This window comes from Terrabacter sp. 2TAF16 (assembly GCF_052115065.1).
Classification (GTDB): Bacteria; Actinomycetota; Actinomycetes; order Actinomycetales; family Dermatophilaceae; genus Terrabacter.
This window is the reverse complement of record NZ_JBFRFZ010000003.1, coordinates 339,256-360,709: the sequence shown is the minus strand read 5'-3', so window position 1 is coordinate 360,709 and position 21,454 is coordinate 339,256. Positions and strand designations below refer to the sequence as shown.

The window sequence follows — 21,454 nt, the reverse complement described above, 5'->3', positions numbered from 1 at the left end:
CCGACATGCTCCCGGGGGGGTGCCCATGAAGGCTTCACCGTGCGTTGACAGCACACAGACATCAGTCCTGATCGTGGACGACCACCGGGTCCTTGCCGACGCCATCGGCTTGGTGATCAACGGCGAGCCCGACCTGCGTTGTGTCGCAACGGCGCTCAACGCCGCCCAGGCTCGCGCGCTGGCGGCGTACTGGCAGCCCGACGTCATCCTCATGGACGTCCGGCTCGGTCAGGACGACGGCATCGACCTGGCCACGGACCTCATCGGTGCCGTCCCGAACGTGCGCATCATCGTGCTCAGCGCCTTCATCGACCAGGCCCTGCTCACGAGGTCGCTCAACGCCGGAGCGTGTGCCCTCCTGCCCAAGGACGGCTCCCTCGACGAGATCCTCGGCGCCGTCCGGTCGTCGACCCGGAAAGGCTTCGCCATCGACCCCGGCCTGCTGCGCACCATCGTGCGGGCCGGCGCCGACCGCCACGGGGCTCCCGTCCCGCGCCTGACGCCGCGCGAGGCCGACGTCCTGCGCCGGCTGGCGGACGGAGCCGATGCCGTCATGATCGCCAGGGAGCTCGGGATCTCGGTGCTGACGTGTCGCGGCTACGTCAAGACCCTGCTGCGCAAGCTGCACGCACACTCCCAGCTCGAGGCCGTCGTGAACGCGAGCCGGCTCGGCCTCATCGCACCGACCAGGCGTGGCTAGCGCGCCGGGCTCGCAAGGGTCCGGTGGGACACACGGCGGGCCCCCGTCGATCGTGCGCGAGGCCATCACCCGTTTCGGGCTGTGGACGCTCGTGGCCTTCCTCATCGTCGCGTTCGGGGCCGTCCTGGTGGCACGCGCGCTGGCGGCGGACCTCGCGCTGCGCGAGGCGAGCCTGCGAGGCAGGACCTTCGCGGCCAACGTAGCAGCGCCCTTCGTCGACACCGCGGTGCGCTCCCGGCGCCCGAACTCCTCGCAGAGCCTCGTCACGGTCGTCGAGTCGCGGCTGCGGGACGGGTCCCTCGTCCACGTCAAGCTCTGGTCGATGGAGGGCAACGTCATCTGGTCGGACGAGCGCGACCTCATCGGCCGCACGTACGTCATGGACGAGGACGTCGCCGCGCTCTTCGGCACCCAGGACGTCGTCGCCGACGTGTCGGACCTCAGCAAGGTGGAGAACGTCGAGGAGCGCACCGCGGGCCAGCTGCTCGAGGTATACGTCGGTGCGTTCGACGCCGACAGCAAGCCGGTCGTCATCGAGTCCTACTGGTCGACCGAGCGGCTCGAGAGCGACCAGCGGCTGCTGCTCTACGCGCTGACGGCCCTCGCCGTCGGCGCCATGCTCATCCTGACGCTCTTCCTCCTGCCGCTGGCCCTGTCGCTGGCCCGTCGGGTCGACCACGCGCGCACCGAACGCGGGGCGATGCTGCGCCATGCCCTCGCCGCCTCCGACATGGAGCGGCGCCGCATCGCCGAGGAGCTGCACGACGGCCTGATCCAGAACCTCGCGGCCCTCGGCTACGCCCTCCCGATGGTCGCCCGCCAGCTGCCCGACAGCTCGGTCGAGGCGCGCGAGCTGCTCGACTCGGCAGGTCAGAGCCTCCGCGGTGACATCTCCTCCCTGCGGGGCCTGGTCACCGACCTCTACCCGGCCGACCCGTCCCTGCCCGGGCTCACGGCGGCCCTCGACATCCTCGCGACGCGGGCCCGCGAGTCGGGCGTCGTCGTCGACGTCGAGGTCTCTCCCGGCTACGCCCACCTGTCCACGGAGGCGATCCAGCTGACCTACCGCGTGCTCCGCGAGGGGCTGCGCAACGTCGTCAAGCACGCCAACGCCTCCCGGGCGACGCTCATCGCCGTCGTCGAGGGCGACGAGGCCACGGTGACGGTGGTCGACGACGGCAGCGGGCCACCTCCGGGCCCGGTCGCCACCGGCCACCTCGGCCTTCGCCTGCTCGAGGACACCCTGACCGACGTCGGTGGGTCGCTGCGACTGGCACGCCGCGCCGAGGGCGGGACCGAGCTCGTGGCGCGTTTCCCGACGTCCTTCGCGAGCGAGCTTCAGCTCCCCTGAGCGTCGCCGGCCGCGACGTTCGGAGGGTCAGCGCGGCATCCCGGGCTGGCGCCCCCTTCCCACGCCACGGACCGCGTCGAGGACCGTCGACGGCACCGCATCCTTGACGATGTATGCCGCCGCGCCGGCTTCCAGCGCCGCCCGCCGTCCCTGCACCGACGGCTCTCCCGTCAGCACGACGACCTGGGTCGTCGGCCGGTCCTGCAGGATCCTACGGGTGGCCTCGACCCCGCCGATGCCGGGCATCCGGATGTCCATGAGCACGACGTCGGGGTGGGTGCGCCGAGCCACCTCGACCGCCTGCTCGCCACTCTCGGCGGCGCCGCAGAGCTCGAGGTCACCCTCGAGGGAGAAGAGCGAGGCGAGCCCGATCCGGAGGATGTGCACGTCGTCGACGACGAGCACGCGGACGACGTCCGGTCCCTGCGGGGTCGGGTCCGAGCGGAGAGCAGTCACCGGCGTGGCCCCCGTCCTGCCCGGGCGCACCACGGACCCGGCCCGTGCACGCGCTGCCCACCCATGACGGACCTCCACTGCTCAGGGGCGATCGCCCGATCGGGAACTCCACCATCGTGGCGTGGCGCGCGGCGCGGCGCACGCGCCACGGGTGGGGTCGACACACCCCCAATCGTGGGGGTGTGTCCCGATCCGATCGCGGTCCTCCTGAGGCGTCCCCCGGCAGGACGGAACGTCGAAGGGCCACAAACCGGTGCCGGTTTGTGGCCCCTCGACGGTTGGGTGGATCAGCCCCAGACGAGGGCCTGGGCCGGGTCGGCGAGGATCGCGGCCAGGTCGGACAGGAAGCGGCTGCCGAGCTCACCGTCGATGAGACGGTGGTCGAAGCTCACCGCGAGCTGCGTGACGTGGCGGATGGCGATCTCGTCGTTGCCGTCGGCGTCGGTGACGACCCACGGCTGCTTGCGGATCGCACCGAAGCACACGATGGCCGACTCGCCCGGGTTGATGATCGGGGTGCCGCTGTCGACGCCGAACACGCCGACGTTGGTGATCGTCATCGTGCCGCCCGACATCTCGGCCGGCTGGGTGCGGCCCTCGCGGGCCGTGGCGGTGAGCTGACCGATGGCCTGCGCCAGCTCGAGCATCGTCATGGCGTGGGCGTCCTTGATGTTCGGGACGATGAGGCCACGCGGGGTCGCGGCGGCGATGCCGAGGTTGACGTAGTTCTTCTGGACGATCTCCTGGTTGGCCTCGTCCCACGTCGCGTTCATGCCGGGGTTGCGCTTGACCGCGAGGACGAGCGCCTTGGCGAGCACGAGCAGCGGCGTGACCTTGACGTCCTTGAACTCGCGGCTGCCCTTGAGGCGGTCGACGAGCTCCATCGTCTTCGTGACGTCGATGGTGATCCACTCGGTGACGTGCGGTGCGGTGAAGGCCGATCCGACCATCGCCTGCGCCGTCATCTTGCGGACGCCCTTGATCGGCGTGCGCTCCTCGCGCTCACCCGCGCCGAACGGCATACGCGAGATGGCCGGCGCAGCAACGCCGACGGCGGAGTCGGCTTGTGCTGCAATGCCGTTCACGGCGGCGCCACGTGCATGGTTCGTCACGTCGTCGCGCGTGATGATGCCGTCGGCCCCGGTCGGGGTGACGGACGCGAGGTCGATGCCGAGGTCCTTGGCGAGCTTGCGGACGGGCGGCTTCGCCTTGGGACGCCCACCGGCAGCGGACGCGCCCGGGACGGCAGGAGCCGGCGACTCGACACGCGGAGCCGGGGCTGCGGGCTCGGCGACGGGTGCGGCAGCCGCGACCTGCTCGGTCTCGGTCGGTGCTGCGGCGACGGGGGCGGCGGCCATGCCCTTGCGGGCACGACGGGCCGTGGCGCCGGCCTTGGCGCCGTAGCCGACGAGGATGGCCTCGGAGCCGCCACCCGCGCCCTCGGCGGGAGCGGCCTTCTCGCCCGGGATCGACGGTGCGGCGGCGGGAGCGTCGTCACCGCCCTTGCCGTCGTCGATCGAGATGATCGGCGTGCCGACGTCGATGGTCTGGCCGACCTCGACGAGCAGCTCCTTCACGGTGCCGGCCCACGGGATGGGCAGCTCGACGAGCGACTTGGCGGTCTCGATCTCGAGGACCATGTCGTTGACCTTGACGGTGTCGCCGGGCGACACCTTCCACTCCACGATCTCGGCCTCGACGAGCCCCTCACCGGGGTCGGGCAGGTTGAACGTCTTGATTGCCATGTGTCGCAGCCCTTCTCAGTACGCGAGCGCGCGGTCGACGCCGTCGAGGATGCGGTCGAGGTCGGGGAGGAACTCCTCCTCCATCCGGCTCGGCGGGTAGGGGATGTTCGCGCCGGCGACCCGGATGACGGGGGCCTCGAGCTCGTAGAAGCACTGCTCCGTGACCTGCGCCGAGATCTCCGACGCCATGCCGAGAAAGCTGCTCGCCTCCTGGACGACGACGAGGCGACCCGTCTTGCGCACCGACTCGACGATGGTGTCGATCGGCAGCGGCGACAGCGAGCGCAGGTCGATGACCTCGATGCTCGTGCCCTCGGCCTCCGCTGCGGCGGCCGACTCGAGCATCGTCTTGACGACCGGGCCGTAGCCGAGCAGCGTCACGTCCGTGCCCTCACGGAGCACGTTGGCCTCGAAGAGGCCGCGCGGCGCGGTGGTCGCGGTCGTGTCGTACTCCGCACGGTCGTGGTAGCGGCGCTTCGGCTCGAAGAAGATCACCGGGTCGTCGCACGCGACGGCCTGCTGGATCATCCAGTGGGCGTCCTCGGGGTTGCTGCACGCGACGACGCGCAGGCCCGCGGTGTGGGCGAAGTAGGCCTCGGGGCTCTCGGAGTGGTGCTCCGGACTGCCGATGCCGCCCCCGAACGGGATGCGGATCACCATCGGGATCTTGACCGCGCCGAGGGCACGGGCGTGCATCTTGGCGACCTGGCTGACGATCTGGTCGAAGGCCGGATAGACGAAGCCGTCGAACTGGATCTCGCAGACGGGGCGGTAGCCGCGCAGCGCCATGCCGACCGCGGTGCCGACGATGCCGGACTCGGCGAGCGGGCTGTCGATGACGCGGTCCTCGCCGAAGTCCTTCTGCAGGCCCTCGGTGATGCGGAAGACGCCACCGAGCTTGCCGATGTCCTCACCGATGAGCACGACCTTGGGGTCGGCCTCCATGGCCTTGCGCAGGCCGTTGGTGATGCTCTTGCCGAGCGTGACCTTCTCGAGCTGGCCGGCCATCAGTTCGCCTCCTCGAAGCTCGCCTTGTAGGCGAGGTAGGCGGCACGCTCCGCCTCCATGACCGGGTGGTCCTCGGCGTAGACGTGGTCCCACATCGTCTCGCCGGCCATCGTCTCCATCGTGACGCAGCCCTCGCGCAGCTCGGCGGCGAACTGGTCGGCCTCCTCGTCGATGCGGACGAAGAAGGCCTCGTCGGCCATCCCCTCGTGCGCGAGGAGCGTCTTGAGGCGCAGGATCGGGTCGCGGAACTTCCACTCCTCGACCTCGGCCGAGACGCGGTACTTCGTCGGGTCGTCGGCCGTCGTGTGCGCACCCATGCGGTACGTGTAGGCCTCGATGAGGAGCGGGCCGTTGCCGTTTCGGGCCTCGTCGAGGCAGTGCTGCGTCACGGCATACGTGGCAAGGATGTCGTTGCCGTCGACGCGGACACCCGGGAAGCCGAAGCCGCGGGCGCGCTGGAAGAGCGGGATCCGGGTCTGCTTCTCGACGGGCTCGGAGATGGCCCACTGGTTGTTCTGGCAGAAGAAGACGACCGGCGCGTCGAAGCTCGCCGCGTAGACGAAGGCCTCGTTGACGTCACCCTGCGAGGAGGCACCGTCGCCGAAGTAGCAGATGACCGCGGTGTCGCGGTCGGGGTCGCCGGTGCCGACGTTGCCGTCCATCCGCACGCCCATCGCGTAGCCCGTGGCGTGCAGCGCCTGGGCCCCGATGACGATCGTGTAGAGGTGGAAGTTGTTCTCCTGCGGGTCCCAGCCGCCCTGGCTGACGCCGCGGAAGAGCTGCAGCGAGCTCTGCGGGTCCATGCCACGCACGAAGCCGACGCCGTGCTCGCGGTAGGTCGGGAAGACGAAGTCGTGGGGCCGCAGCGCACGACCGGAGCCGACCTGGGCCGCCTCCTGACCGAGCAGGCTGGGCCACAGGCCGAGCTCACCCTGGCGCTGCAGGGCGTAGCCCTCGGCGTCGAGCCGGCGGATGAGGACGAGGTCGCGGTAGAAGCTCCTCAGGTCCTCGGGCGTCAGGTCCGCGACGTACTTGTCGTAGTCGGGATGGGACACGCGCTGACCTTCGGGGGTCAGCAGCTGGATCATGTCCGGGCCACCGTCGCCGACCGCGGGGGTCGGCTCCTGCAGCTCGGCGACAACCTTGTCGCTCACTGGGGCTCCTTCGCCGGTGAGACCGGCCTACTCGTTCGGCCCGCAAACGGGGGTCACCCGCTCGTCGGCTTCTGGGGGCGCAGGGCCGCCGTTCGTGACGACGGACTCGTGCTTGGTCCTCGACCCGGAACTTACCGGAGAGCCCTGCGAATCTCACAATGCGGGACGACAACGCCCCCACTGGTCGGGGTCGCCCGTGCGACAATCACCCGACATCCGAGGCAGGGGGGCACATGGGAGCGCCGAACCGCACCAGCGCCTGGGCGATCAGCAGGGCCTGGTGGTCACTGCCGCGACGGACCCGGCGCGAGATCGTGCTGGCGGCCGTCAGGGGGCGACGACCTCCGACCGACCTGCCGACCTGGCGGACGACGCTCGACTGGGCCGAGCTCTACCCGGCTCAGGCCATCCCACAGGTCCTCATGGCAGGGTGCTTCCTCTACCTGACCGGTCGGGGGATCTACGACCCGCTCGGCTGGCTGGTCGGTGCCTTCGCCTGCTACCTGCTCGTCGCAGCCGCGTGGACGACTTTCGCGACGTCCCGGATCCGGCGTAGCCCCGGACCCGTGGACCCTGGGCAGCCCTCGGACCGCCGGGTCGACAACGCCACCTCCTGAGGCGTCGCGAGCGATGGCGTATGCCGTGTGCTCGGGGCGCGCTCGCCGGCGCGGTCAGCGCCGGGTGCCCCAGGTCCAGGCCGGGGTGGTGAGCAGGCCCTGACCCTGCACGACGGTCTCGCCGAGGTCCTTGACGAGGGTGATGCCTCGGGCCGGTGTGCCGAGCCCGACCGGTGCCTCGTCGTCGTCGGAGTCGACGACACCGAGCTCGCGGATGAGCGCCTCGGAGTGGGAGACGACCATGACCTGGCTGCGTTCGGCCGCAGACCGGACGAGCCGTCCGAGCGGTGGGAGCAGGTCGGGGTGCAGCGACGTCTCGGGCTCGTTGAGGACCATGAGCGACGGCGGGTCGGGCGTCAGCAGCGCGGCGACGAGGAGCAGGTAGCGCAGCGTGCCGTCGGACAGCTCGGCTCCGGCGAGCGGCCGCAGCATCCCGGGCTGGTGCAGCTCCACGTCGAAGCGGCCGCTGTCGACGGTGACCTCGAGGATCGCCCCGTCGAAGGCGTCGGCGACGGCTCGGTCGAGCTCGGACCGACCGTTCTCGCGGATCGTCTGGAGCGCGGCGGCGAGGTCGCGTCCGTCGTCGGCGAGCACCGGGGTGCGAGTGCCGACCTGGGGCGTCCGGGCCGGGGCCTCGGCGTCGGCGCGGAACCCGTCGTAGAACCGCCAGCCGCGGATCATCCGGCGCACCCGGAGCAGCTCGGGTGCCCGCTCGGGGTCGGCGAGCTCGGTCAGCATGCTCTCCCACGGGCGCAGCGAGCGGGTCAGTTCGACCCACCCTGGGCGTGCACCGCGGCCCGGGCCCGACGCCGTGCCGGCGCCCGGCTCCTTGTAGGCCGCTCGCGAGCCGGTGCGTGATCCCGGGGCCGCGACGGGGTCGGACTCCCACTCCGCGGCGTCGCCGTCGTCGGGCCCCCAGTCGGAGGCCCAGCCGTCGTCGCTCCCGCCCACGGCGCGGGTCTCGGCGACACCCCAGCGGCGGCGCACGAGCACCGAGCCCGGCCGCATGACGGGGCCGGCCCAGACCACCTCGCGCTTGATCTCGGGGTCGCGCAGGAACGCCGACGGCGTCCCTGCCTCGCTGCCGGTCGACTGCTGGGGCAGGCCGAGGTCGACGAGGTAGCCGAAGTCGTCGGAGGCGAAGCCGAGCTGGAGACTGATCGGGCCCTTGCGACGGGTGCCCTGCACGGCGTGGCCCCGGTCGCGAGCGCCGCCGAGGGTCGCCGGGCCGGCCCAGAGCGCGGACTGGAGGCCACCCTCGCGGGCGAGGGTGGCGATGACGTCGCCGCGGCCGCAGCCGGCGAGGAGCCGGAGCGACCGGTAGAGGCTCGACTTGCCGCTGCCGTTCGCGCCCGTCACGACGTCGAGCCCGTGCAGGGGCACGACGACGTCGCGCAGCGAGCGGTAGCCGGACACGGCGACGGCGGTGAGCATGCCGTGAACGTACGCCGGAGGACCGACACGGGGCGCCCGGCCGTTCAGGTCGTCAGGTCGTCAGGTCGTCAGGTCGTCACGTCGGCAGGTCGTCAGGTCGTCACGCGACGCCGAGCCACCGTCGTCAGCATCGCGACGATCGCAAGCCCCCCGAGCACCACCACGGCCGGGAGGAAGAGCGCCACCGGCGTCATCGCCGTGTCGAGCTGCCCCACCGCCGCACTCCCTACCCACCCGAAGGCGAAGGGTTCGCTGCGGACCAGGACCAGGACGGACACCGCGACAGCGAGACCGGCGAGCGTCGCAGCCGTCACCGCGACAGCCGGCACGACCGGGGTTCTCCGAGCGGCCGCCACCCAGAGCCCGCCGGCGGCGAGGAGCAGGACGATGGCCGCGACGACGAGCAGGACCGCGGTGAGCGAGCTCTCTCGCTGCACCTCGATCGCTTGGCTCACGGCCCGCACGCGTCCGTCGAACCAGATGTCGACGAGAGTCTCGCTCCCCCCGGCCGTGCGTGAGACGAGGTGGTGAGTGGGCCAGACGAGGACCGCGGCGAGCAGGACCGCGCCCGTGACGAGGATCAACGGCACGGCCCTACGGAGCCCGGACACCACGCGTCAGGCCCCGGGGTCGACGCCGTCGCCACCGGCACCGGCGGACCAGGCGGGCAGCTCCTGCAGCGACCACCGGTTGCCGTCGGGGTCGCTGAAGTGGACGAAACGGCCCCACGGCTGCTCGTCGACCTCGGATGCCTCGACGCCGCGACCGACGAGCTCGGCCCGGATCGCGTCGGCGTCGGCGACGACCATCTGGAGGTTGTCGAGGCCGCCCGGGACGATCTCGGTCAGACCCTTGCCGATCGCGATCGAGCAGGCCGACCCGGGTGGGGTCAGCTGCACGAATCGGATCTCGTCACTGACCGTGTGGTCGTGGTCGAGGACGAATCCGACCCTCTCGACGTAGAACTCCTTGGCCCGGTCGACGTCGGTCACGGGCACGGCCACCAGCTCGAGCTTCATGTCCATGCCCCGACGGTAGGGCCGCCCACCCACACGGCGGGCGTCCGGCACACGACCACTTCCGACGAGGCCCGATCCAGCGCTCACCTGTCGGTGTCGGTCGGCGACGCAACTCCCCCGTCCGCGCCCGACGGGAAGGGCGTGTCGCTGAAGCCGACCTCGGGCGCCCGCCCCGAGCCGGCCGGACCGGGGTCCATCAGGGTGGCGACGATCGGCGGGGTGGCCTCCACCAGGGCGCGACGCTGCCGAAGTCGCGCCGCGACGCCGGACACCGTGCCGGTGACCGAGACCGCCACGCGCGGCAGCAACACCGGGACGACGAGACCGGCGACTGCTGCCGTGAGCAGGACGACCGACACGACCTCGAGCCAGCCGACCGTCGTCGTCACGACGACGAGCCCGGGCTGCAGGCCGATCGTCCGGTCGTCGACCGACAGCCGCTGCACCACCGATGCCGCGACGGTCGCGAGAGCCAGCGCCAGGCCGACCCCCGACGCGAGCTCACCGGGCCGCCCGCCACGGACGAGCCGGGCGACCAACCCGGCCGCGGCGAGCAGCAGGACGACGACGAGGAGCACCGCTCGCGGCACCGGGTCGGGACCGGAGAACGCGTCGAGGAGCACACCGTCCGAGGTGTAGACGACCTCACGTCCCCACGACCAGATCAGCTGCTCGTAGCCCTTGGTGAAGTCGCCGACCTCCGGGACGCGGACCGCGACGACCTTCGTCGGCCACACCACCGTGGACGCCGCCAGCACCACGCCGACGCCGCCGAGCGCCACCCCCGCCACACGCGTACGCCATCCCGGCCCGGCTTCCGGGTCGACGTCGTGGACGGGACCGTCGGTCATCTCGGCGGCCGGAACCGGTCGGGGTCGACGGTCGGGTCGTCGGAGAAGCCGACGCCCGTGCCGGCGTGCTCGCGCCGCGCATGGGGCGGATGGCCGGGTCCCCTGGGCACGTCACGAATCGTCGCGATCCCGACGCGCGGCGCTGACGTCTCCGTCGTGCCTGCCGCATCGGACACCTCGTCGTGCGTGGCCGCACGGCGGGCCAGCGCCCGCGCGCGGACGACGGCCGACCGCGCCAGTGCGGCCACGGGTCGCAGCACGACGAGACCGAGCGACACGACGAGCAGCGCGGCGGAGGCCACCTCGAGGTAGCCGGTGGGGAAGGTCTCGACGACGAGCTGGTCGCCGTCGCCGAAGATGCCCGAGATCGTGTCACCGACCCGTCGTCCCAGGCCACCGACCACCTGGGATGCAGCCCAGGCGAGTCCCGTCACACCGAGGATCCGGCCGTCGGTGCCGGCCCGGAACGCATACGCGAGGACGCCGGCGAGGCCGGCGGCGAGGGCCACGACGAGGATCACCAGACCGGTCGTGTTGCCGACGTCGACCTGGCCGTCCGTGTTGGCGGTCGTGTCTGCGACGTGCCCCCAGCTCCAGACGGACAGCCGGAACGGGGACGCGTCGGGCTCGGCCGACTCCGGCGGCTTCTGGAGGATGGCGTGGGTCGGGAGCACGAGGGTGGGCAGTGCGAGCAGCACCCCGAGAAGGCCGACGAGCGCGGCCGTCAGCCGGCCGGCGACCACGTGCTCCCGAAGGTCCGTCACGGCGTCCTCCCCGGCTTTCCTGCCGTCGCGGGCGTGTCCGCCCCTCCGCCCGCACCGCCCGCACCTGCGTCGTCGAACGACACGGGCGCGGTCGTCAGGTGCTCACCGACAGGGCGCAGCCCAGCCGGCTCCGCCCGACCTGCCGGAGGGCCGGCAGCCGCAGTGCCGGCGGCCGGGGTGCCGGCCAGCACCGTCGGCAGGGCGCTCCCGCCCGTCGACCGGGCCGCGGCCACACCCATGAGCACGAGCGCGACGACGAGGACGCACGCAGCGGCCGTCTCGAGCGACCCCGCCTGCGTCATCTCGGTCCGGACCGTGAGGCCGGCAGCCCCCTGGTCGACCTCGCCGAGCGAGCGGCCGAGCCGGTCGGCCACGGTCGTCAGCACGCGACCGGTCAGCAGCCCGACCGTGACGAGCCCGAGCACGTGACCCCATGTGACGCGGCGGGCCAGCCAGACGCCGACGCCTGCGAGGCCCGCGACGAGGAGCACCACGAGGACGGCGAGGCCGAACGGGTTCCACTGGTCGCGCAGCTCGACCCCCTCGAGACCGGCCACCCGGACGCGCCCCCAGCTCCACTCCCACTGGTGCGACAGGAGCGAGCCGTGCTCGCGGTCGGCGACCGCCATCTCCCGGGTCGGCGAGTACAGCGACGGCACGACGAGCAGGACACCGAGCAGGGCGAGGCTGCCGCTGAGCGCGCGACCGGCGAGCCGCTTGCGCACCGTGCCCATCCGCGACCTCCCGCGCCATGACCTGCAACGACGGCCGCGCGACACCGCGCGGCTCAGCCCATTGTCGCCCCGATCGGCTCGGTCAGCGGGCCCCGAAGCGTTCGGCGACCTCGATGAGCCGCGAGTTCGCGTCCACCTCGCCGATCGTGACGCGCACGCCGTCGTCGCCGTACTGCCGCACCGTGAGGCCGGCCTCGGCACACGCCTGCGAGAAGGCCGTCGAGTCGGCGCCGAGCGGGAACCACACGAAGTTCGCATCGGACTGCGGGAGGGTCCAGCCCTGGTCGCCGAGGGCCCGGACGACCCGGTCGCGCTCGGCGACGAGCGACTCGACGCGCGCGTTGAGCTCGTCGAACGCGTCGAGCGAGGCGATGGCGGCCACCTGCGCGACCGAGTTGACGCCGAAGGGCGTGGCCGTCTTGCGGAGGGCGGCGGCGACGGGCGGGTGCGCGACGGCATACCCCACGCGGAGGCCGGCGAGGCCGTACGCCTTGGAGAAGGTCCGCAGGACGACGACGTTGGGGCGGTGACGCCACGTCTCGAGCCCCCGCACGGCGTCGGGGTCGCGGACGAACTCGACGTACGCCTCGTCGACGACGACGATGACGTCGCTCGGGACCTTGTCGAGGAAGGCCTCGAGCTCCGCCTGGTGGACGCACGGCCCGGTCGGGTTGTTGGGGGTGCAGACGAGGACGACGCGGGTGCGGTCGGTGATCGCGGAGAACATCGCGTCGAGGCGGTGGCGGGCCCGCTCGTCGAGGCCGACCATGACGGGCTTCGCGCCGGCCAGCTGCGTGACGATCGGGTAGGCCTCGAACGAGCGCCACGCGAAGACGACCTCGTCACCGGCGTCGCACGCGGCGTTGACGATCTGGGCGAGGACCGCGACCGAGCCGGTGCCCGTCGCGATGCACTCGGCCGGGACGTCGAGCGCCTTCGCGAGCCGCTCGGTCAGCGCCGTGACGGCCATGTCGGGGTAGCGGTTCACCGTCGCCGCCGCGTCGTCGATCGCCGCGAGCACCGACGGGAGCGGACCGTAGGGGTTCTCGTTGGACGACAGCTTGTATGCCGTCACGCCGGCGGGTGCCGACGCGGGCTTCCCGGGCTTGTAGTCGGGCATCTGGGCCAGCACGTCGCGGAGCCGCACGGTGGCGCCCGACGCCTGCGGGGCTGCATACGCCTCGTCCGGGGTGGCGCTCTCGGTCACGCTCTCGCTGACGGTCTCAGGGCTGTCGCTCATACCCGAACTGTAGAGCCAGTGTCCACGCGGGCGACCGGCCCATGGACGCTCTCCTGACGGCGACGCCGGTCTGTGGCTAGGCTCACATCGTCGCGCCACCGCCGCCTCGACATCTTCTTCATGCCCAGCCTCACGAAAGTCAGATCATGCGCATCGGCATCCTCACCGGGGGCGGGGACTGTCCCGGCCTCAACGCCGTCATCCGGGGCGCGACCCGCGCCGCCGAGGTCACGTACGACAGCACCGTCATCGGCTTCCGCAATGCCTGGCGCGGGGTCATGGACAACGACTACGAGATCCTCGACGTCGACCGGTGCCGCGGCATCCTGCCCCTCGGTGGCACGATCCTCGGCACGAGCCGCGACCAGCCGTTCGCCCACGAGGACGGCCTCAAGCGCGTGCGCAAGGCCTACGACCGGCACGGGCTCGACGCCATCATCGGCATCGGTGGCGAGGGCTCGATGGGTGTCGTCAACCGCTTGCACGAGAACGGTTTTCCCGTCATCGGCGTGCCCAAGACGATCGACAACGACATCTCCCTCACCGAGATGACGTTCGGCTTCCAGACCGCCGTCCAGATCTGCACCGACGCCATCGACCGACTGCACACGACGGCCGAGAGCCACCACCGCGTCCTCGTCGTCGAGGTCATGGGCCGCCACGTCGGCCACATCGCGATCTGGTCGGGCCTCGCCGGCGGCGCCGCGATCACCCTCGTGCCCGAGGAGCCCTTCGACGTCGACGAGGTCTGCGAGCGAATCGTCCACCGGCACAAGAAGGGTCGCTTCGCGACGATCGTCGTCGTCGCCGAGGGCGCGCTGCCCAAGGCCGGCACGATGGACATCCCGGCGCCCGAGGTCGACAAGTACGGCCACCAGATCCTCGGCGGCATCGGCTCGATCCTCGCCCGCGAGATCCAGGGCCGCACCGGCATCGAGAGCCGGATGACCGCGCTCGGCCACATCCAGCGCGGCGGCTCGCCCGTCGCCTTCGACCGAGTCCTCGGCACCCGCTTCGGCGTGGCTGCGGTCGAGGCCGCCCTCGACGGGGCGTGGGGCCAGATGGTCGCCCTGCAGAAGGGCCGCATCGAGCGCGTGCCCGTCGCCGAGGCCATCGGCTCGCTCAAGATGGTCGAGCCGGACCTGTTGCGTCTCAACGCGATGTTCCAGCCGCGGATCCCCGGCGACGAGCACCCCGGTCTTCCCGCCGATGCGCCTGCGCCCGTGGAACACTGAGCGCATGCTCCTCAACTTCGCGCTTCGGACGGTGGTCAACGCCGTCGCCCTGGGGGTGGCCGCGTGGGCCATCCCCGGCATCACGTTCGGCGGTGGCTCGACGGGTCAGGTCATCTGGACCGTCGTCCTCGTGGCCCTGATCTTCGGCATCCTGAACGCCTTCATCAAGCCGATCATCAAGCTCATCTCGCTGCCGCTCATCATCCTGACGCTGGGCCTGTTCGTCTTCATCGTCAACGCCCTGATGCTGGAGCTGACGTCGTGGCTGGCCGGCAAGCTCGACCTGCCGTTCCACGTCGAGCACTTCTTCTGGGACGCCGTCTTCGGCGGCCTCATCATCACGTTCGTGTCGATGCTGCTCAGCTTCATCAAGACCGACTGAGGTCCCTTCGCCCAGAGCGCGTATGCCCTGAGCCCGCCTTCCACGTGGAGGGCGGGCTCTTGGCATGTCCGGACGTCGGCGTCCCCTCCGCCCAGCGATCGTCGAGGTTTCCCGCCGAGGCAGGCCGGGTAGGTACCACCCGACTGGCGTTTACAACGTAAACCATCGACTCCCTGGAGACTCTCGTGGACAACATCAGCACGGCACTGACGGACCTGTGGAGGTCCGTGGCGCTCTTCGTACCCAAGTTCTTGGCCTTCCTGGTCATCCTCGTGATCGGCTGGCTCGTCGCCAAGGCCATCGGGAAGGTCGTCGACAAGGTCCTCGAGCGGGTCGGTTTCGACCGCGCCGTCGAGCGCGGAGGCATCAAGCGCGCACTGGCCAGGAGCGAGTACGACGCGTCGACCATCGTCGGCAAGATCGTCTACTACGCCCTGCTCCTCTTCGTGCTCCAGCTCGCCTTCGGCATCTGGGGCCCCAACCCGATCAGTGACCTGCTCAGCGGTGTCATCGCATTCCTGCCCAAGGCCGTCGTGGCCATCGTCATCGTCGTCGTGGCCGCTGCGATCGCCGCTGCCGTGCGCGAGCTCATCACCAACACCCTGGGCGGCCTGTCCTACGGCAAGCTGCTCGCCAACATCGCCAGCATCTTCATCCTGGGGCTCGGCATCATCGCCGCCCTGGGGCAGGTCGGTATCGCCACCACCGTGACGATGCCGGTGCTCATCGCCGTGCTGGCGACCGTGGCCGGCGTGATCGTCGTCGGCGTCGGAGGCGGCCTCGTCAAGCCGATGCAGGCTCGCTGGGAGGGCTACCTCGACACCCTGGCCGAGGAGACCGGTCGGGTCCGCGAGCAGGTACGACAGGCCCCGGGCATCGCCGAGCAGGCACGTCAGGTGAAGGCGCGTCACGACGGGGGCGACACCACCACCCCCGCACCCCAGGAGGCCGCTTCGGCTGACGACTTCTACCACGGGCGGCCCGAGACGGGTCAGCACACGGCGTCCTTCGACCCGACCCGGACCACGGCGTTCGAGGCCGACGGCCAGCCCGACAGCCACTACCGCCCGACCAGCGGCGGTCAGAGCACGTACTGACGTCCACTCCGGTCGAACCGGCCCTCGAACGGGCGGAATCCCCATGGGGTTCCGCCCGTTCGCGTTCTACCGCGGCGTTGGCGGTGCCAGCCGGGCATGATGGACTCGAGGGAACGACCGCCGAGCGTCCGAGGAGCAGCCATGACGACCCCGGGAGCCCCGCCCGAGCTGGAGGAGGCGGCCGGAGCAGGCCGCGCCGACGGACGGCACCGCCTCACCCGAGACCGCATCGTCGACGAAGCCATCGCGCTCGTCGACGCCGAGGGTGTCAACGCACTGACCATGCGCCGTCTCGGCGCACGTCTCGGGGTCGAGGCCATGGCCCTCTACCGCTACGTCAACGGGCGCGAGGACCTCCTCGAGGGAGTCGTCGACCGCCTCGTGGCCTCGCTCGAGATCGACCCCGGCACGCGCATGGAGCCCTCCGACGGCTGGCAGGCGTTCCTGCAGTGGATGGCGCACAACGTGCGACGGCTCTCCCTCGACCACCCGCTGGCCTTCCCCCTGATCGCCACGCGACACCCGGCGGCGCCGTGGCTGCGGCCTCCCCTGCGCAGCCTCGCGGTGGTCGAGGAGTTCCTCAACGGGTTGATGCAGCGCGGCTTCACCGAGGACCAGGCCGTGTGGGCCTACCGCACCTACACGAGCTTCCTGCTCGGCCACCTGCTGCTCGAGTCGGCCGCCCAGGGGGCGCAGTTCTCGGGGCCGGAGACGCCTCTCGACGAGGGCGGGGCCCACCAGCCCAACGACGACGGGACGCTGCCCCTGGACGCCTTCCCCACCGTGCAGCGGCTGGCTCCGAAGCTCGAGGAGGACCGGGTCGAGGTGGACTTCGAGGAGGCCCTCGAGGCCCTCCTCGAACGGATGGATCTCCAGCTCAGCCAGTAGGAGCCCGGTCGGTGGCCGTCGCGTAGCGCAGGAGGAGCGCGCCGTCGTCGAAGCGCTCGACGTCACCCACTCGCAGGCGTATGCCGCCGGGTGGCCCGGCGTGGGCAGCGTGACGAGCCGCTGGCCGTCCGGGTCGCTCGAGACGACGGGGTCGAGCAGGACGACGATCTCGTCGACGAGGCTCGCGGCGAAGGCGCGGTCGGGGTGGGAGCGTGCGCTGCTGGTCCTCCTCGGTCTCGGTCGGCCCGACGACGAGGGCGGTCGTGCTGCCCATGAGGATCGCGTCGCAGGGCCACCGGAAGCCGAGGCGGTGGTAGCGGTCGGGGTGGGTGTCGAAGCCGACGACCCTCCCCTCGACGCTGACCTGGTTGCAGACGACGACGCGGGGACGCTCGGGAGTCTCCATGCGGGCACGGTAGGTGCCGGTGCCGACGGTCCGCCGGGCGCGCGACCGTTCGCCGAGGGCCGAGCGCGGCACCGGGGTGTCGGCTGGGAGGGTGTCGGCGTGGGGACCTACCGTCGTGGCATGCGGTTGCTCCACACCTCCGACTGGCACCTCGGGCGCACGCTCCACGGCGTGAACCTCCACGAGGCGCAGTCAGCCGTGCTCGAGCGCATCTGCGAGCTCGTCGAGGACCCGCCCGACGGCATCCCGATCGACGCGGTGCTCGTCGCGGGCGACGTCTACGACCGCGGGGTGCCGCCCGTCGAGTCGGTCCAGCTCTTCGAGTGGACGCTGTCCCGGCTCTCGGCCGTCACGACCGTCGTCGTCACGTCGGGCAACCACGACTCGGCGATCCGCCTCGGCTACGGCGCCGGCCTCTTCCGCGAGAGCATCCGCATGGTCACCGACCTCGGCCAGCTCGACCTCCCGGTCCGGCTCGGGGGCAGCGACGGCGTGCAGGCCGTGGTCTACGGCATCCCCTACCTCGACCCCGACCACGCGCGCGTTGCGCTGGCAGGAGGTGGCGAGCCGCTGCCCCGGTCGCACCAGGCCGTCGTGGGTGCGGCGTGCGACCGCATCCGCGCCGACCTCGCCGAACGGCCCGGGGTGCGGTCGGTCGTGCTGGCCCACGCGTTCGTGGCGGGTGCCGAGCCGAGCGACTCCGAGCGCTCGATCATGGTCGGCGGCGTCGACCGGGTGGCCGGCACCGTCTTCGCCGGCATCGACTACGCCGCGCTCGGGCACCTCCACGGGCCGCAGGCGCCGGAGTCCGCAGACGGCTCGGTCGTGCGTTACTCGGGGTCGCCGCTGCGCTACTCGTTCTCCGAGCAGGACCACGAGAAGGTCGTGCTCCTCGTCGACCTCGACGCGTCCGGCCCCGCCCGGGTGACCCCGGTCGAGATCGCACAGCCGCGCGCCATGGCGACGCTGCGCGGTCGCCTCGACGAGCTGCTCGAGTCGCCGTCGTTCGCGAGCGCCGAGGCCGCGTGGGTGCGCGTCACGGTCACCGACCGGGTGCGCCCCGACTCGCTCATGGACCGCCTCAAGTCCCGCTTCCCGCACGCCCTGCAGGTCTTCCACGAGCCCGAGGGCGCCATCGACCGCGGGCGAGGCGGCACGACAGTCGTCAGCGAGCGCGACCCCCGCGAGCTCGGCTCCGACTTCATCGCCTACGTCACCAAGACCGAGGCGAGCGGCGGCGAGATCGAGGTCTTCGAGGCCGGCTTCGAGGCCGCCGTCCGGGCCCAGCACCGGGCCGAGGCGCAGGAGGTGGCGTGACGTGCAGCTGCACCACCTGTCCATGACGGCCATCGGGCCGTATGCGGGCACCGAGGTCATCGACTTCACCACCGTCGGGCGCGCCGGCCTCTTCCTGCTCGAGGGGCCCACCGGGTCGGGCAAGTCGACGATCATCGACGCCATCACCTTCGCCCTCTACGGCAAGGTCGCGCAGGCCTCGGCCGACGTCGAGCGCATCCACTCCCACCACGCCGACCCGCGCACCGTGCCGGTCGTCGTGCTCGTCTTCGAGACGCAGTCGGGGCTCTACCGCGTCCAGCGAACGCCGCGCTTCGAGCGCCCCAAGTCGCGCGGCGACGGCACGACGGTGCAGCAGCCGACGATCAAGCTGTGGCGCCTCCAGACGCCCGACGACCTCGAGGGCGGCGAGCTGCTCTCGACCAACATCGGGGACTGCGACGACGAGATCACCCGCGCTGTCGGGCTCACCCGCGACCAGTTCGTGCAGACCGTGATCCTGCCGCAGGGCGAGTTCGCGACGTTCCTGCGCGCCAGGTCCGAGGACAAGGGCAAGCTCCTCGAGAAGGTCTTCGGCACGGCGTTCTTCCGCCGGGTCCAGGACGAGATCGTCGAGGCCGGGCGGGCCGCGCAGGCCAGGCGCCAGTCCGCGGTCGACGAGATCCGGCTCGCGGTGCACGCCCTGGCGGTGTCGGCCGGGCTCGAGACCGAACGGCGCGACGAGCTCGAGGACCTGAGCCGCACGACGCCGGAGTCCCTCGACGCCGAGCTGGCCCAGGTCGTCGACGAGCTGACGACGCGTGAGCGCCACGCGGGCAAGGCGAGCCGCGAGGCCATCGAGACGCACAAGCAGATGGCCGACATGGTCAGCGACGCCCGGCTGCGCATGCAGCGCCGCGAGCGGCTCATCCAGCTCCAGCAGCAGGAGCACGACCTCGGCAAGCAGGCGGTGGCCTTCCAGCAGCTCGGCGACGAGGTGGCGCGGGCGCGCCAGGCACGTCCCGTCGCCGGTGCCGTGCGCACCCTGGCTCTGTCCGAGGCGACACTCAAGCGCGCCGAGGGTGCCCTGGCGCAGGCCCGCGCCCGCGTCGACCCGGCCCTGCGCGACCGTGGACCGGCCGCGCTGCGCGAGGCCGCCGCCCAGGCCCGTGAGGTCGTCGGCTCCCTCACCGGTGCCATCGCGCTCGAGGGCGCGCTCGCCGGCCGCATCGCGGAGCTGGCGCGGCTGCGCGAACGGCTCGACGGCACACGACGGTCGGTGGCGTCGCTGACGAGCGAGCTCGAGGCCCTCCCCGGCACCATCGCCACGCACGAGGCGGCGCTCACCGAGGCGCGCCGGCTGGCGGCGCTGCTCGACGGGCGCGCCGCCGAGGGCGAGCGGGCGAGGGCCCGTCTCGAGGCTGCGGTGGCCCACGCGGCCGCGGTGACCCGGGTGCCGCGGGCCGAGGCGCTCGCGATCGAGGCGTTGGGCACCGTGGCGGCGGCCGAGTCGTCGCTCGCGGGGCTGCGCCGGGCACGCATCGACGGCATCGCCGGCGAGCTCGGGCTCTCGCTCGTCGGCGGCGACCCGTGCCCCGTGTGCGGGTCCGTCGAGCACCCCTCCCCTGCCCGCCCGACCCTCGACGCCGTCACCCCCGAGCAGATCGACGCCGAGGAGTCCCGCGTCGTCGGGCTGCGCGAGCAGGCCGCCACCACCGCGGAGGCCCTCGGGGCCCTCCGGTCAGAGGTGCGCGAGCTCGCCGCCCGGTGCGAGGGGCTCGACGTGACCGAGGCACGCGCCCGGGCCGAGGCGGCGGCGCACGAGCTCGCGGCCTCGGTGCAGGCCCGGGCCGACGTCGAGGCCGGGGCGGCGCGTGTGACCGAGCTGCGCCACCGCGTCGACACGCTCAGCGCCGAGGCCGCCCGGCTCCTGGCCGATCTCGCGCGCGGCGAGCAGTCGGTCGTCGACCTCGACGGCCGCATCGCCGAGGAGACGGTCGGCGTCGAGCAGGCCCGTGACGGCCACCCCAGCGTCACCGCGCGACGCGAGGCCCTCGTCGCCGGCGCCAGCCGCATCGACTCCCTCGTCGACGCTCTCGGGCAGCGTGACGTCGCTGCCTCGTCGGTCGCCGAGGACACCGCGGCGCGCGACGCCGACCTCGCGCAGTTCGGCTTCGCCGACGTCGCCGAGTGGATGGCGGCCGACCGCGGCGCCGAGTGGATCAATGCCAAGACCCAGGAGATCGCGGAGTTCGAGCGGGCCTGCACCCAGGTGCGCGCTGGGCTGACCGGGCCAGAGCTTGCCGACGTCCAGCTCGACGCCCTCTTCGACGACATCGAGCAGCTCGAGGCCCTCGCGGCCGCCGCGAAGAAGGACATGGAGGCCGCGAGCAACGAGCACGGAAGCCTCCGTGACCAGGTGACGCGCACCAAGCGACGGGTCACCGACATCCGCGAGGCGATGGCCCGCAACGCCGCCGTCATCGCCTCGACCGCCGACGCCGTACGGGTCGGCCAGCTCGTCGCAGGCAACGGCGACAACCAGCTGAACCTCGACCTCGCGAAGTACGTCCTCATCCGCCGCTTCACCGAGGTGCTGTCGGCGGCCAACACCGAGCTCGGCCGTTTCTCCGGCGGCCGCTACACGCTCGAGCACACCGACGCCAAGAAGGGCAACGCCAAGTCCGGGCTCGGGGTGCGCGTCCACGACATGCACACCAACCAGGTCCGCGAGGTCGGCACCCTCTCCGGCGGTGAGACCTTCTACGTCTCCCTGTCGCTCGCCCTCGCCCTCGCCGAGGTCGTGCGTGCCGAGTCCGGCGGCGTCGACCTCGGCACGCTCTTCGTCGATGAAGGCTTCGGCACCCTCGACCCCGACGTGCTCGACGACGTCATGCACACCCTCGAGGGGTTGCGCGAGGGGGGCCGCACCGTCGGCATCGTCAGCCACGTCACCGAGCTGAAGTCGCGGGTCGCCGATCGCATCGAGGTGCTCGTCACGTCCGACCGCACGAGCACCCTGCGCATCACCGCCTGACCGCCCGGGCCTCCTCCACACGTGGAGAGGCCACGATCTGCGGGTCTCCACACGGCGAGAG

The 21,454-nt window shown here is 72.1% G+C and carries 21 protein-coding genes; 9 read left to right on the top strand and 12 right to left on the bottom strand.

The genetic code is table 11. The annotated features are described in order from the left end of the window. Nucleotides 1–73 precede the first annotated feature (73 nt). Complete coding sequence (locus AB4Z14_RS05540; RefSeq protein ID WP_442274326.1) at nucleotides 74–700, top strand: response regulator; 627 nt, start codon at nucleotides 74–76, stop codon at nucleotides 698–700. A 52-nt stretch (nucleotides 701–752) separates the two neighbouring features. Next, nucleotides 753–2,051: a sensor histidine kinase gene (locus AB4Z14_RS05535; protein ID WP_442274325.1), complete on the top strand. Its 1,299-nt coding sequence runs from the start codon at nucleotides 753–755 to the stop codon at nucleotides 2,049–2,051. Between the two features lie 27 nt (nucleotides 2,052–2,078). Here AB4Z14_RS05535 and AB4Z14_RS05530 read toward each other — a convergent pair whose 3' ends face one another. From AB4Z14_RS05530 to pdhA, 4 genes are all read right to left on the bottom strand, one after another. Further along, nucleotides 2,079–2,507, bottom strand: a complete 429-nt coding sequence (locus tag AB4Z14_RS05530) for a response regulator (RefSeq protein ID WP_442274324.1) — start codon at nucleotides 2,505–2,507, stop codon at nucleotides 2,079–2,081. A gap of 287 nt (nucleotides 2,508–2,794) precedes the next feature. Further along, nucleotides 2,795–4,252: a dihydrolipoamide acetyltransferase family protein gene (locus AB4Z14_RS05525; RefSeq protein ID WP_442274323.1), complete on the bottom strand. Its 1,458-nt coding sequence runs from the start codon at nucleotides 4,250–4,252 to the stop codon at nucleotides 2,795–2,797. A 15-nt stretch (nucleotides 4,253–4,267) separates the two neighbouring features. Further along, nucleotides 4,268–5,260 carry an alpha-ketoacid dehydrogenase subunit beta gene (locus AB4Z14_RS05520; RefSeq protein WP_056774399.1) on the bottom strand — a complete coding sequence of 331 codons (993 nt, stop codon included), beginning with the start codon at nucleotides 5,258–5,260 and terminating at the stop codon, nucleotides 4,268–4,270. Continuing rightward, nucleotides 5,260–6,414, bottom strand: coding sequence for a pyruvate dehydrogenase (acetyl-transferring) E1 component subunit alpha (gene pdhA, locus AB4Z14_RS05515; protein ID WP_056755923.1), 1,155 nt, complete (start codon nucleotides 6,412–6,414; stop codon nucleotides 5,260–5,262). Before pdhA ends, AB4Z14_RS05520 begins: the two co-directional genes overlap by 1 nt. Before the next feature lie 233 nt (nucleotides 6,415–6,647). Between pdhA and AB4Z14_RS05510 the strand changes: the two genes are divergently transcribed. Then, entirely contained in the window at nucleotides 6,648–7,031 is a 384-nt protein-coding gene (locus tag AB4Z14_RS05510) for a hypothetical protein (RefSeq protein ID WP_442274322.1), read from the top strand. Nucleotides 7,032–7,085: 54 nt separating this feature from the next. Here the strand turns inward: AB4Z14_RS05510 and AB4Z14_RS05505 are convergent, their stop codons facing one another. The 7 genes from AB4Z14_RS05505 to hisC form a co-directional block, all read right to left on the bottom strand. Next, complete coding sequence (locus AB4Z14_RS05505) at nucleotides 7,086–8,465, bottom strand: AAA family ATPase (protein WP_442274321.1); 1,380 nt, start codon at nucleotides 8,463–8,465, stop codon at nucleotides 7,086–7,088. 92 nt (nucleotides 8,466–8,557) lie between these two features. Beyond that, nucleotides 8,558–9,055 (bottom strand): hypothetical protein, encoded by a 498-nt coding sequence (locus AB4Z14_RS05500; protein WP_442274320.1) that lies wholly within the window; start codon nucleotides 9,053–9,055, stop codon nucleotides 8,558–8,560. Between the two features lie 27 nt (nucleotides 9,056–9,082). Next, complete coding sequence (locus tag AB4Z14_RS05495; protein ID WP_020143784.1) at nucleotides 9,083–9,490, bottom strand: glyoxalase superfamily protein; 408 nt, start codon at nucleotides 9,488–9,490, stop codon at nucleotides 9,083–9,085. 77 nt (nucleotides 9,491–9,567) lie between these two features. Further along, nucleotides 9,568–10,335: a hypothetical protein gene (locus AB4Z14_RS05490; protein ID WP_442274319.1), complete on the bottom strand. Its 768-nt coding sequence runs from the start codon at nucleotides 10,333–10,335 to the stop codon at nucleotides 9,568–9,570. Further along, nucleotides 10,332–11,099: a hypothetical protein gene (locus AB4Z14_RS05485; RefSeq protein WP_442274318.1), complete on the bottom strand. Its 768-nt coding sequence runs from the start codon at nucleotides 11,097–11,099 to the stop codon at nucleotides 10,332–10,334. Before AB4Z14_RS05485 ends, AB4Z14_RS05490 begins: the two co-directional genes overlap by 4 nt. After that, entirely contained in the window at nucleotides 11,096–11,833 is a 738-nt protein-coding gene (locus AB4Z14_RS05480; RefSeq protein ID WP_442274317.1) for a hypothetical protein, read from the bottom strand. The genes AB4Z14_RS05485 and AB4Z14_RS05480 overlap by 4 nt, the downstream gene beginning before the upstream one ends. An 82-nt stretch (nucleotides 11,834–11,915) precedes the next feature. Continuing rightward, nucleotides 11,916–13,073 carry a histidinol-phosphate transaminase gene (gene hisC / locus AB4Z14_RS05475; protein WP_442274316.1) on the bottom strand — a complete coding sequence of 386 codons (1,158 nt, stop codon included), beginning with the start codon at nucleotides 13,071–13,073 and terminating at the stop codon, nucleotides 11,916–11,918. 146 nt (nucleotides 13,074–13,219) lie between these two features. On the opposite strand from hisC, the gene AB4Z14_RS05470 reads away from it, so the two are divergent. The 4 genes from AB4Z14_RS05470 (at nucleotide 13,220) to AB4Z14_RS05455 (ending at nucleotide 16,675) form a co-directional block, all read left to right on the top strand. Continuing rightward, nucleotides 13,220–14,308 (top strand): 6-phosphofructokinase, encoded by a 1,089-nt coding sequence (locus AB4Z14_RS05470; protein WP_056774416.1) that lies wholly within the window; start codon nucleotides 13,220–13,222, stop codon nucleotides 14,306–14,308. A 4-nt stretch (nucleotides 14,309–14,312) separates the two neighbouring features. Further along, nucleotides 14,313–14,690, top strand: a complete 378-nt coding sequence (locus AB4Z14_RS05465) for a phage holin family protein (RefSeq protein WP_056775276.1) — start codon at nucleotides 14,313–14,315, stop codon at nucleotides 14,688–14,690. A gap of 185 nt (nucleotides 14,691–14,875) precedes the next feature. Continuing rightward, nucleotides 14,876–15,787, top strand: a complete 912-nt coding sequence (locus tag AB4Z14_RS05460; RefSeq protein ID WP_442274315.1) for a mechanosensitive ion channel family protein — start codon at nucleotides 14,876–14,878, stop codon at nucleotides 15,785–15,787. A gap of 141 nt (nucleotides 15,788–15,928) precedes the next feature. Next, entirely contained in the window at nucleotides 15,929–16,675 is a 747-nt protein-coding gene (locus tag AB4Z14_RS05455) for a TetR/AcrR family transcriptional regulator (RefSeq protein ID WP_442274314.1), read from the top strand. Here the strand turns inward: AB4Z14_RS05455 and AB4Z14_RS05450 are convergent. Then, nucleotides 16,665–17,081 (bottom strand): hypothetical protein, encoded by a 417-nt coding sequence (locus AB4Z14_RS05450; protein WP_442274313.1) that lies wholly within the window; start codon nucleotides 17,079–17,081, stop codon nucleotides 16,665–16,667. The genes AB4Z14_RS05455 and AB4Z14_RS05450 overlap by 11 nt on opposite strands. Nucleotides 17,082–17,201: 120 nt before the next feature. On the opposite strand from AB4Z14_RS05450, the gene AB4Z14_RS05445 reads away from it, so the two are divergent. Both AB4Z14_RS05445 and AB4Z14_RS05440 read left to right on the top strand, forming a co-directional pair. Continuing rightward, complete coding sequence (locus tag AB4Z14_RS05445; protein WP_442274312.1) at nucleotides 17,202–18,398, top strand: exonuclease SbcCD subunit D; 1,197 nt, start codon at nucleotides 17,202–17,204, stop codon at nucleotides 18,396–18,398. 1 nt (nucleotide 18,399) lies between these two features. Beyond that, entirely contained in the window at nucleotides 18,400–21,393 is a 2,994-nt protein-coding gene (locus AB4Z14_RS05440; protein WP_442274311.1) for an AAA family ATPase, read from the top strand. Nucleotides 21,394–21,454: the final 61 nt, after the last annotated feature.